A 10613-nucleotide genomic window follows, 5' to 3' on the forward strand; every position below is an offset into this window, starting at 1 on the left:
GTAAGGTACTGCCCCGGCGTGGTTCGGTCAGTAGTTTCCGACGGTGGGAATGGGCAATGGTGTGACCGTGACACTGCCGTCGGCCGGGGGCGCGCCCAACCATTTTTCGTAAAGCGCGGCCATGGTGCCATCGCTCTTCATGTCAGAAATAGTGTTGTTCACGTCTTCCAGCAGCGCAGAATCCTTTGACATCATCATCGCGAACAGCTCGCCGGTGGTGATTTCATAACTGAGTTCCAGTCCCTGCATCTGCGTGAACGCATAGCGCAGACCGACCGCATCGTTGACGACCGCGTCGACACGACCGGCAAGCAGATCGGTCAGCATATTGGCAACGCTGTCATAGCTGGAAAGGCTGGAATAACCGATCTCGGCCTCGCGTTCTTTCATCCAGGTTTCCGGGAATGATGTCGCGATAGTGCCAATGCGGATCCCCTCCAGATCCTCCAGGCTTTTGATGTCGCTGCCCGACTTCACGCCGATGCCAAGCGCACCTTCGACATAGGGCTGGGTAAAAGACTGCCCCTCAAGGCGCTCGTCGGTGATGGTCAGGGACGAGATCACCGCATCGACACGCCCCGATGCCGTTGCGACGAACAGCGCCCGGAAGTCGTAACCACTGATTTCGGGCGTCATGTCCAGACGCTTGGCGATTTCATTGACGATATCGACCTCGAAGCCGACGAAACTGCCGTCCTCCTGGCGGTTTTGCCAGGGTGGGTTCGCCGGATAGGCGCCAACCCGGAACGTCTCCTGTGCCAGCGCTGGCAGGGCGGTGAGTGCAATCGACAAGGCGACTGCTGATTTGAGGAAAATGCGTCTCATGTTGAGCATGTGATTGGTCCCTGTTGTTTGCGGCTCAATTTGTGTTCCTTGCCGGGTTCGTCCGTTAGGGCGCCCGTCTTCTTGTATTACGGTCGGTAATCAGCATGTGACCCGGCGCATGGGTGATCGCGAGATCCGGCGCGGCGAATGCGATTGCTCGTTCCAGCGACACGCCGCAGGCCCAGAACACCGGCGTCTCGCCATCGGCGATGTCGGTCAGTCCGATGCCGTCGATGGGCCGGGACAGATCCACACCAATGCGCTGTGGGTCTCCAATATGGACCGGCGCGCCATGCGATTCCGGCTGGGCGCCGGTCAACTCGACCGCTCGCGGCACTTGCGACGACGGCACCGCCCTCATGCTCACCACCAGATTGCCGCCGAATGCGCCGCTCTCGGCCATGGAAATGTTGCTGTCGAAGGCCGAGCAGGTCTTGCCCGGCGCATGACATCTGAGCGTGACCCCCCCGGCGACAAGACCAGCTTCGAAGCTGAGCGAGCAGCCGATGGCAAAAGCTACGAGATCATCGCGCCACAACCGCGAGATATCGCGGGGCATTTCAACCGCATGACCGTCCCGGAATACGCGATATTGCGGCAGGTCCGTACGTAGGTCGATATCTTGCCCCAGCCCGGGTAGCGTCGGATCGCCGGGCGCGCCCCTGGCCAGCAGGGGAAAAGGCGCCGGGTTGGCCTTCAGGAAGGTTTCGAAATCATCAGCAAGGGCAAGCGGGATCAGGGCTAGATTGGCCTGCATGAAACCCGCCGCCATCGACCCCGTCGGTCCGATTAAGGTGCCGTTTCTGGCAGCGAGCCGAAGATCGTAAGCCTCGGTCATGCTGCCTGACCGAAAGCGCGCTCAAGCTGCGCTTTAATCAACAATATTTCAGTCTCATGCGCCGTGCAGGTCCGAGCCCATCTTTCGGGCGTCGCCGCGCCGCCACGAATGGCATGCAGGGCGACGATGGACTGGCTGTCCTGCCATCCGAGCATTCTGGCATCGGTGATCCTGATATAGATTCGCGGTTCCCGATGCGAGGCACTGCCGACCGAATAGTCGATCAGGCCCAGCTTTCGCACCGGATGGATTTCGACAAAGGCCTGCGAGCGGTCAAACAACGACGTGCCGACGAAAACCTCGCCGTCATGCTGTGCCAGCCCCATGGAGCCAAGCGACCACCCGCCAACGAAAGCCGCGTCAGATAGCCGGTCAAAGGCATAGTCCGCCGGCACGGCAACCTCGACCGAGGCAACATGAACAATGGCGCTTTCAGCGTGTCGCATCGCTCCCTCCCCGGTAGCAACACCTGCGACGCTACACGGAGTCCCGCTTTCATATCAACAAAAAGTATACAGTTAATGCTGAAATTTTATCAAACAGAAGATAAATATTTGGATATGAACAAGAATTGGTCAAAATGACGTGGAGATATCGTATACTAATTGACTTGACTTCCCCCGCGAGTCGGCGTTCTCCTGAAGCAACCGGGAAGGAACAGCATGACCCGCCGCAATATCCGCCAACGTGTCCATGAAGACATACGGACCCAGATTCTGCGTGGAGAGATCGGCCCAGATACCAAGCTTGTCGACACAGCCATTGCCGGAGAACTGGGCGTGTCGCGCATGCCCGTCCGCGAGGCATTGATGCAGCTTGTCAGCGAAGGCTATCTGGAAGGCACCAGCCGGGGCTTTGCCCTGCCAAGCCTGAGCCACGAGCAAATTCTGGAATTTTTCGTGCTTCGCCGACTGCTGGAACCCCATGCGGCTGCGAGCGCAGCGCAGGCACGGACGGAGCAGGTAATCGCCGCGATGCAGGAGGCCGTGTCAGCAATTCAAGCCACGCTCACAACCCGCGCCTTTGAACCATTCTTCCGCGCCTGTGAGCATTTCAGGGACAGCTGGCTCAACGCTGTTCCGAATACGGAGTTGCGTCGGACAATCCAGCGCTATTCCGGGCAGGTTCAATCGGTGCGCCTGTCGACGATGCGCGACCTCGACACCAAAAGGACGATCATCGCAGGTCAGCTTGAGCTTCTGGAGGCCTTCAAGGCAAAGGACGCTCTGGCCGCAAGTAATTGCATGAGCCGCTTCGTCATGGAGGGCGAAAAGAGTTACCGCAAGCTCACCCGCGCGGAATGGTCCGGGTAAACCTCCGCCAGCCTGCCTGATGCTGCACTTGCAGTATGGCCCCATTTATCCGAGCGAGGACTGAGAGAGACATGGTGATGACAGAAAACCGTTCCGCGACAGTCGCAGTGATCAAGGTCGAAGGGTTGGAAAAGTGGTTCGGCGAGTATCAGGCGCTGAAGGATATCAATCTGTCGGTGCAACCCGGCGAGAAGATCGTGATCTGTGGCCCGTCGGGTTCGGGAAAATCGACGTTGATCCGGTGCTTCAACCAGCTTGAGCAACACCAGAAGGGCCGCATCACCGTCGACGGCACCGAGCTTGTTCCGGGTTCTCGCGCCAACGCTGCGGCCACGCGTGAAATCGGCATGGTTTTTCAACAGTTCAACCTGTTCCCGCACATGACGGTCCTGGAGAATTGCGTTCTTGCGCCCATGGAAGTGCGGCATATCAGCCGGTCCGAGGCAGAGGCAGTGGCCATGGACTATCTGACCAAGGTTCGGATTCAGGATCAGGCGCAGAAATTCCCGATGCAGCTTTCCGGTGGTCAGCAACAACGGGTCGCGATTGCGCGCGCGCTTTGCATGAAACCGAAGATCATGCTTTTCGATGAGCCAACCTCGGCACTCGATCCGGAAATGGTGAAAGAGGTGCTCGATACCATGGTCGCCTTGGCAGAAGGTGGCATGACCATGGTTTGCGTCACGCATGAAATGGGCTTCGCCCGGCGTGTGGCCGACCGGGTGATTTTCATGGATCGCGGCCAGATCATCGAGGAAGCTCCGCCAGAAGAGTTCTTCCAGAACCCACGCGAATGCCGGACCAGGGATTTCCTTGACCAGATCCTGACCCACTGACAGGCGCCGTTTCGCCGCATTGGCCGGATATGGCCTTCAATGACGAAGCGCTCTAAGCTGACACGGATATTCCTATCGCGCATTACCGCCTTTCAATTGAGGGTTTTCAATACCGTGCTACAAAATCGCGCCAGACCCGGTCTTTCGCATGTCAAGCCGGTCGCCGTGCGCGCCACCCTGGGTGACGCCGTCTATCGAGAGCTTCGCGATGCGCTATCGGTCGGTCGGTTCGATCCCGGCGAGGCGTTGACCATCGGCGCGATCTCTGACGCGTTCAACACCAGCCACATGCCTGCGCGCGAGGCATTGCGCCGGCTGGTGGCGGAAGGCGCGCTGGAAGTGGGGACCAGCGGTTCGGCCAAGGTGCCATCGGTCGATGCAAGGCGTCTCGACGACATCACCGAGGCTCGCGTGCTGCTAGAGCGTCGGGCGACGGAGCTTGCCGTAGTTCAGGCATCGGCGGAAGATCTGACGGAAATTGATCGCCTCGCCCGCATCCATGCCGAAATTGCCAATCACCGCGATGTCTACGACATGCTGCTGAAAAACCGCCGCTTTCATTTCGCGATCTATCGGGCATCTCACTCTGCCGTGCTACCGCCGCTGATCGAATCGCTATGGCTGCAATATGGGCCCTATATGCGCCTTCTGTCTGATCATTTGAATGCCGCGCGCGAACAGGGGGGGCATGGCGTCTACGCCGAAGGTCACAGGCGTATTGTCGCAGCTATCCGCGCCGGCGATGCCGAGGCTGCCGCCGATGCGATCGAGGCAGATATCCGGCGCACGCGCTTCGAGATGCAGGAGCCGTTGCGCGCGCTGGCCGGCTGAACCAGCCGCTCAGCGTTTGAGCGCGGTCACCTCCAACTCCACCCGCATTGCCTCTTCTGCGAGGGTCACGATGACGGTGGTGTTTGTCGGACGCGGCTCCTGGAAGGTTTCGCCGAGGATCCGCGAGACAGGAACGATATCCTCGCGTCGAGTCAGAAAGACCCGCACCCGCACGATGTCCTTCAAGGTCGCGCCCGCCTGCGCCAAGGCATGGGCGATATTGGACAGCGCCTGACGGGTCTGCGCCTCTGCGCCTTCGGGAATCTCGCCGGTCTGAAAGTCGTAACCGACCGTGCCTGAAACGAAGATGAACTCTCCGTCAACGACCGCCCTGCTATAGCCGGCAAGCTCCTCGAACTTCGAGCCGGATGAAATCGTCCACCTATCCGCCATCCTCTGCATACCTTTCATACTTGCTCATTTGATCAAATGATGTTTATCTTGTTCGGATCCGGCTGACAATCCTCCCGTCGGCCCTGAGCAGGAGTGGAAATGCCCGAACTCGCCAAACGCGTCACGCAAACATCCAAGAAAAGCTATGGGATGTTCGCCAAGGCGGCCGGGATCGACGATCCGGCCCGCGATTTGATCCATCTGGAACTGGGCAAACCTTTCCACACAACGCCGCCGCATATTGTCGATGCGACGGTCGCGGCTCTGCGTGCGGGCGACGTGCATTACAGCGACCTCGCCGGATTGCCGGAATTTCGCGCGGCCATTGCAACCAAACTGCGCAGTTACAACAAGCTGGATGTCGAACCCTCTGACGTGATCGTCACCAATGGCCTGACACAGGCCTCCTTCGCTGCTTTCATGGCGCTGATCGACGATGGCGACGAAGTCATCCTGCTGGAGCCCTATTATCCGCAACATGTCGGCAAGATCGAGATGGCGGGCGCCCGACCGGTCTTCGTGAAACTGGATGCCGCGAAAGGCTATGCGATAGACGCAGCTGCCATCGAGGCCGCCGTGACACCCCGCACCAAGGCCATCGTGCTGGTGAACCCCTGCAACCCGACCGGCCGCGCCTATAGCCGCGAGGAGTTGGAGGGCCTGGCCGAGATCGCCCGCCGCCGCGATCTGTTCGTCATTGCCGACGAAGTCTATGACCATATCGTTTTCGACGGGATCGAGCATGTGAGCATCGCCGCCCTGCCCGGCATGGCAGAGCGGACGGTCTCTATGTATGCCTTCACCAAGGCCTATGCGATGGATGGGTGGCGCCTGGGCTATCTGACGGCGGCACCGAAGTTGATGCCGGCCATCGCCAAAATCGTCGCGACCGAAGTGACTCACGTCAACACGTTCATCCAGCATGGCGGCCGCGCCGCGCTGGAAGGGCCGGAAGAGATCTTGGCGCATCTGGTCGAGGACGACCGCTTGAAGCGCAACCTCGTTGTAGAACGGCTGAACCAGATGCCCGGCGTCCGTTGCCCGCTGCCGGAAGGCACGATCTATGCCTTCCCCGACATCTCTGCGAGCGGACTGAGCAGCCAAGACGCCGCCGACCGGCTGCTGGCGGAAGCCAACGTCGTCGTCGAATCCGGCGCCTTCTATGGCCCGGCGGGTGAAGGCCGATTGCGCGTCTGCTTCGGCTCGGAAAGCCCGGAACGCCTGACCTTGGCTATGGACCGCATGCAGTCTTTCTTCAATACGATCTGACGCCCGACTCCGATCCCCGGTTGCGAACAAGGGCCGCACAGAAGCCCGCAGCGGGGTGCAACCCACCAACTGACCGATCCAACAACGCGAGGACCACCGATGAAATTCTCAGTACTCACGGCAGGCTTTGTTTTGCTGACCGCTTCGGCCCAAGCCGAAACGACCTGGCAGATGCATATCAATTTTCCAGCCGGAAATTTCGACACTCAGAACGCGATGAAATTCGCCGAAGCCGTCAAGACGCAGACCAATGGCGAGGTGGTGATCGAGGTCATGCCCGGCGGCTCTCTTGGTCTGAAAGGACCGGAAGTTCTGGGCGCAGTTCGCGACGGCATCGTGCCCATCGCGCATTACCATCTGGACACCGCCGTCGGAGAAGAGCCGTTCTTCGGCATTCAGGGCGTTCCCTACCTGACCCGCAATTTCGCCGACGCCGCCAAGCTGGAAGCGATGGCCGCCCCAACCTATGAAATGATTGCCGAGCGCAACAACCAGAAGATCCTCTATTCGGTCTTCTGGCCGGGCGTGCAGCTTTACACAAGAAATCCAGTCGTGGATGTCGCCGATCTCGATGCGCTGAAGATCCGCACCGGCAACAAGCCGAGCACCGACTTCTTTGCCGATATGGGCGCCGCTCCGACGCTCATGCCCTGGGCCGATGCGCTCGTTGCGCTCGCCTCGGGCGGCCTCGACGGGATCGCCACCTCCGCCACCTCGGGCGTCGATGGCAAGTTCTGGGAGTTCATGGGCGCCGTCAACACGATCAGCTATGTGAATCCGACTGCCGTGGTTGCTGTCAATCTTGATGCATTCAATGCGCTGTCACCCGAGAACCAGCAGATCATCACCGAGCTTGCCGCAAAGATGCAGCCCGAATTCCGCGCCGTCTCCGAAAGCGAAGATTCCGTCCGGCTGGAAGAACTTGCAGCCGCCGGAATGGTCGTATCCGCACCCAGCGAGGCGTTCTCTACCGCCTTGGAAGAGGCGGCGAAAAAGCAATGGGACGCTTTCGCCAGCACCGGCGGTCCCGAAGCCGCCAAGGTCATGGACGCCTATCTGGCCGAGCGCGACCGATGACGCGGACCGCAATTGTCCGCGCCACGGATCGTGGCGTGGACATGCTGATCAGGATTGCCGAAATCGTCTCGGCAATCCTGCTATGGCTGATCTTCGCGGTCCTTGTGGCTGAACTGGTGTCGCGCAACTTGTTCTCGCATTCACTGGCGGGCAGTTGGGAGGTGGCGGCCTTTCTGATGGCGGCGATGTTCAGCCTAGGCCTTGCGCCCGCCCTGCGCGCGAACAGTCATGTGCGTGTTGTGATGCTATCGGGCCTGTTGACCGGACGGCCTGCTCGCATTCTCGACGCGCTCATCCTGCTCATCGCCTTTATGGTCAGCAGCTACGCCGCCCTGGCCCTCGCCAAACTCAGCCTCACCTCGCTGAGCCGTAGCGCAAAGTCCTGGGAGTTGTCGCTGCCGCTGGTCCTGCCCCAGGCGGCCGTCACGCTTGGTATGGCGCTCTTCGCACTCACCTTTGCCGCGCGCTTGCTGCTTCTGTTTATTGGCGCGCCAGAACGATCGGCGGAGGACCAGGAATGAGCACGACTATTGCCGCGATCGTGCTGTTCTTCGTGCTGCTTCTGGCCGGTGGCCTGTGGATCGGCCTGTCGATGATGGCCGCAGGCATCTTCGGCCTGGAGATGTTCCATACGCTGCCGGTTGACAAGGTCCTGGCGCAAAGCCTGTTCAACACTGTCAGCTCGACCGAGCTGCTTGCCCTGCCCCTGTTCATCCTGATGGCGGAGCTGTTGTTCCGCACCAAGGTTTCCGATCACATGTTCAGCGGCCTCGCGCCTTGGACGACCTGGCTTCCGGGGCAACTTCTGCACATCAATATCATCGCCTCGACTTTATTTGCTGCGGTCTCGGGCTCATCGGCCGCGACCACGGCAACCGTTGGGCGGATCACGCTGAGCGAATTGGACAAGCGCGGCTATGACCGCTCTATCGCCATCGGCTCGCTCGCGGGGGCGAGCACCATCGGCTTTCTGATACCACCCAGCCTGCCCATGATCATCTATGGGGTTTTAGCCGAGGTCTCTATCCTAAAGTTGTTCATTGCCGGCATTCTGCCGGGCTTGGTACTGGCCCTTGGCTTTTCCCTCATGACCATGGCGCTGACGCTTCTGCGCGGCGCATCGCCACCACAGAAAGAGGTCTATAGCGCGAAAGACCGCCTGGACAGCATCCGCAAGCTCGGCCCGATCACAGCCCTCGTCCTGCTGCTCATCGTCGGGCTCTATGGCGGTTTTGCCAGCCCGACCGAGGCCGCAGCCATCGGTGTCGCCGGCGCTATCGGACTTGCAGCCTTGGGTAGAGAGTTGAGCCTCAAGGCCCTGCAGGAAGCAGCCATCGCCACGTTGCGCACCTCGGCGATGCTGGCGCTGATCACCGCGGGTGGCGCCTTCCTTTCGGTCGCGTTCAACTATCTTCAGATTCCGACCTATGTCGTCAATCTCGTCAATAGTGCCGAACTTTCGCCGCTTGGCGTCGTGCTGGCCCTGCTGGTGATCTATCTGCTTCTTGGCTGTATTCTCGACGGCATGTCGATGATCGTCGTGACACTTCCCATCGCATTGCCTGCAGTCCTCTCGGCAGGATGGGACCCGCTCTGGTTCGGCATCTTTCTGGTGGTCGCCATCGAAATGGCCCAACTCACCCCGCCGGTCGGCTTCAACCTGTTTGTGATCCAGGGCATCACCAGCGAGACAATGACCCGCATTGCACGATCCGTGGTGCCCTATTTTGCCGTCCTGCTGCTGCTCATGGCCCTGCTGATCGCCGCACCGGGCATCGCCCTCTGGCTGCCCCATGTGGTCTGAACCGTCCTGTGGCACTGGGCGATTACGGCGCTCTGCCGATCATTGACGAGATTGGAAAGGGCATGCCGAAGCAGGAGCAGGCGAAGCGGATACAGTTCTCGCCACAGCCGGGCTGGCTGGATGGGTCGAGGATCGCTTCCCAATGGCGTAATCAAGACGCCGGCGGCACCGCGTCATGGCGGATGCAGCATACTGGAAAAGCTGACATTCGAGGGCGGCAAGACAGCATGATGTGGCCGCAGCCGGCAGTGCTGCGGCACCGGCAGGCCGATAAATGGCTCCGGCAATCCCATTGACCTCGGGCGGCACACCGAAGGATCCATAAACCCGCTTGCTCCGCTCCTACGACAATGCTGCTTTCAGATAGGGCGCGGTAGGACTCATTTGATGTCGGGCAACCTCGGCTGGAAGACCGGCCACGATCACATGACCACCTTCCTTGCCAGCACCCGGCCCGAGGTCGATCACCCAATTCGCCTGAACGACAATGCGCATGTCGTGCTCGACGACCACGACCGTATTGCCGGCATCGACAAGCTCCTGAAGGTGTCGCATCAGGCGGTCGGCATCGGCGGGATGCAGGCCAGAAGTGGGTTCATCCAGCACATAAAGCGTCCTGCCACCTCCGGCGCGTTGCAGTTCAGTCGCCAGCTTGATGCTGCGTTGCGCCTCACCGTAAGCGGCGGCCACGCCCCATTGAGTTGATGTGTTCCTGATGCCTGACACGCCTGCGATAGGGTCTGCTTGAGCAGATGGAGGTTGCGCATGTCGGATGGTGGTGATGGGTTCGTGGGCCGGTGCGAGGTTGTCGAACCGCGGCGGCGAGGCAAGCGGCGGTGGCCAACTGTGGTCAAGGCACGGATCGTCGCCGAGAGCCTTCAACCGGGTGTGCTTGTTGTCGATGTTGCGGCGCGCTATGACATTCTGCCCCATCACCTGTCAGATTGGCGTCGCCTTGCCCGGCAGGGTCGGCTGGCACTCCCTGGTGACCTGATGGACGAGCTGACCACATCCTCAGGCTCGGCGGTGGCGGAGCCTGCCTTCGTGCCGCTCTCCATTTTGCCCGATCCAGCGGATCAGCCCGTGCCTTTTTCGACTGCCGTTGCCGTGCAGGATGGTTCCGGGGTGATGGTGATCGAGGTCGGACGCGATCTGTTGCTGCGCATTCCCGGCGATGTTGCAGTGGAACGCGCGGCCGCACTGGTACAGGCGTTGCGAGGGGCGTCGTGATTGTCGCTGGCGGGCGGCTGCCGATCCTGATCGCGACACGCCCAGTGGACTTTCGCTGCGGGCATAATGCTTTGGCACTGTGAACCGGCCCGGGTTTGCCGGAGAGTTTCTGGTTCAATGATCACGCTGTTTTTTCATCAACGTGTAAGCGTTGTCTGGCGATCACCTTCTGCTGACGGGATAGATTTGCGACTTGG

Annotated in this window: 14 protein-coding genes; 9 read left to right on the forward strand and 5 right to left on the reverse strand. The window is 60.4% G+C overall.

The window, feature by feature from the left end:
- Positions 1-27 precede the first annotated feature (27 nt).
- The 3 genes from Q0330_RS11510 to Q0330_RS11520 all read right to left on the reverse strand — a co-directional run bounded on the left by Q0330_RS11510 (position 28) and on the right by Q0330_RS11520 (position 2109).
- Complete coding sequence (locus tag Q0330_RS11510; RefSeq protein ID WP_299479045.1) at positions 28-825, reverse strand: ABC transporter substrate-binding protein; 798 nt, start codon at positions 823-825, stop codon at positions 28-30.
- 64 nt (positions 826-889) lie between these two features.
- The gene (locus tag Q0330_RS11515) at positions 890-1663 is read right to left on the reverse strand and encodes a DUF1445 domain-containing protein (RefSeq protein WP_299479048.1); all 774 of its coding nucleotides are present in this window, start codon (positions 1661-1663) and stop codon (positions 890-892) included.
- Positions 1660-2109 carry a hypothetical protein gene (locus tag Q0330_RS11520; protein ID WP_299479050.1) on the reverse strand — a complete coding sequence of 150 codons (450 nt, stop codon included), beginning with the start codon at positions 2107-2109 and terminating at the stop codon, positions 1660-1662. The genes Q0330_RS11515 and Q0330_RS11520 overlap by 4 nt, the downstream gene beginning before the upstream one ends.
- 216 nt (positions 2110-2325) lie before the next feature.
- Here Q0330_RS11520 and Q0330_RS11525 point away from each other — a divergent pair, with 216 nt between their 5' ends.
- The 3 genes from Q0330_RS11525 to Q0330_RS11535 all read left to right on the forward strand — a co-directional run bounded on the left by Q0330_RS11525 (position 2326) and on the right by Q0330_RS11535 (position 4643).
- Positions 2326-2976: a GntR family transcriptional regulator gene (locus tag Q0330_RS11525; RefSeq protein ID WP_299479053.1), complete on the forward strand. Its 651-nt coding sequence runs from the start codon at positions 2326-2328 to the stop codon at positions 2974-2976.
- A 71-nt stretch (positions 2977-3047) separates the two neighbouring features.
- A complete protein-coding gene (locus Q0330_RS11530) occupies positions 3048-3812 on the forward strand; it encodes an amino acid ABC transporter ATP-binding protein (protein ID WP_299479077.1) in 765 nt (254 codons plus the stop codon).
- Positions 3813-3851: 39 nt separating this feature from the next.
- Complete coding sequence (locus Q0330_RS11535) at positions 3852-4643, forward strand: GntR family transcriptional regulator (RefSeq protein ID WP_299479056.1); 792 nt, start codon at positions 3852-3854, stop codon at positions 4641-4643.
- Between the two features lie 9 nt (positions 4644-4652).
- On the opposite strand, the gene Q0330_RS11540 is transcribed toward Q0330_RS11535, so the two are convergent.
- Positions 4653-5036, reverse strand: a complete 384-nt coding sequence (locus Q0330_RS11540) for a RidA family protein (RefSeq protein ID WP_299479059.1) — start codon at positions 5034-5036, stop codon at positions 4653-4655.
- Positions 5037-5135: 99 nt separating this feature from the next.
- Between Q0330_RS11540 and Q0330_RS11545 the strand changes: the two genes are divergently transcribed.
- The 5 genes from Q0330_RS11545 (at position 5136) to Q0330_RS11565 (ending at position 9482) form a co-directional block, all read left to right on the forward strand.
- Positions 5136-6305 carry an aminotransferase class I/II-fold pyridoxal phosphate-dependent enzyme gene (locus Q0330_RS11545; RefSeq protein WP_299479062.1) on the forward strand — a complete coding sequence of 390 codons (1170 nt, stop codon included), beginning with the start codon at positions 5136-5138 and terminating at the stop codon, positions 6303-6305.
- 99 nt (positions 6306-6404) lie between these two features.
- Positions 6405-7382 (forward strand): TRAP transporter substrate-binding protein, encoded by a 978-nt coding sequence (locus tag Q0330_RS11550; protein WP_299479065.1) that lies wholly within the window; start codon positions 6405-6407, stop codon positions 7380-7382.
- Positions 7383-7423: 41 nt separating this feature from the next.
- Positions 7424-7903 carry a TRAP transporter small permease gene (locus Q0330_RS11555; RefSeq protein ID WP_299479080.1) on the forward strand — a complete coding sequence of 160 codons (480 nt, stop codon included), beginning with the start codon at positions 7424-7426 and terminating at the stop codon, positions 7901-7903.
- On the forward strand, positions 7900-9186 hold the full coding sequence (locus tag Q0330_RS11560) for a TRAP transporter large permease subunit (protein ID WP_299479068.1): 1287 nt from the start codon (positions 7900-7902) through the stop codon (positions 9184-9186). The genes Q0330_RS11555 and Q0330_RS11560 overlap by 4 nt, the downstream gene beginning before the upstream one ends.
- Positions 9187-9194: 8 nt before the next feature.
- On the forward strand, positions 9195-9482 hold the full coding sequence (locus Q0330_RS11565) for a hypothetical protein (RefSeq protein WP_299479071.1): 288 nt from the start codon (positions 9195-9197) through the stop codon (positions 9480-9482).
- A gap of 46 nt (positions 9483-9528) precedes the next feature.
- Here Q0330_RS11565 and Q0330_RS11570 read toward each other — a convergent pair whose 3' ends face one another.
- Positions 9529-10119, reverse strand: a complete 591-nt coding sequence (locus Q0330_RS11570; protein ID WP_299479086.1) for a hypothetical protein — start codon at positions 10117-10119, stop codon at positions 9529-9531.
- On the opposite strand from Q0330_RS11570, the gene Q0330_RS11575 reads away from it, so the two are divergent.
- Positions 10033-10416, forward strand: a complete 384-nt coding sequence (locus Q0330_RS11575; protein ID WP_299479083.1) for a transposase — start codon at positions 10033-10035, stop codon at positions 10414-10416. The genes Q0330_RS11570 and Q0330_RS11575 overlap by 87 nt on opposite strands.
- Positions 10417-10613: the final 197 nt, after the last annotated feature.

The organism is uncultured Paracoccus sp. (genome assembly GCF_937873615.1).
In the GTDB taxonomy this organism is placed as follows: domain Bacteria; phylum Pseudomonadota; class Alphaproteobacteria; order Rhodobacterales; family Rhodobacteraceae; genus Paracoccus.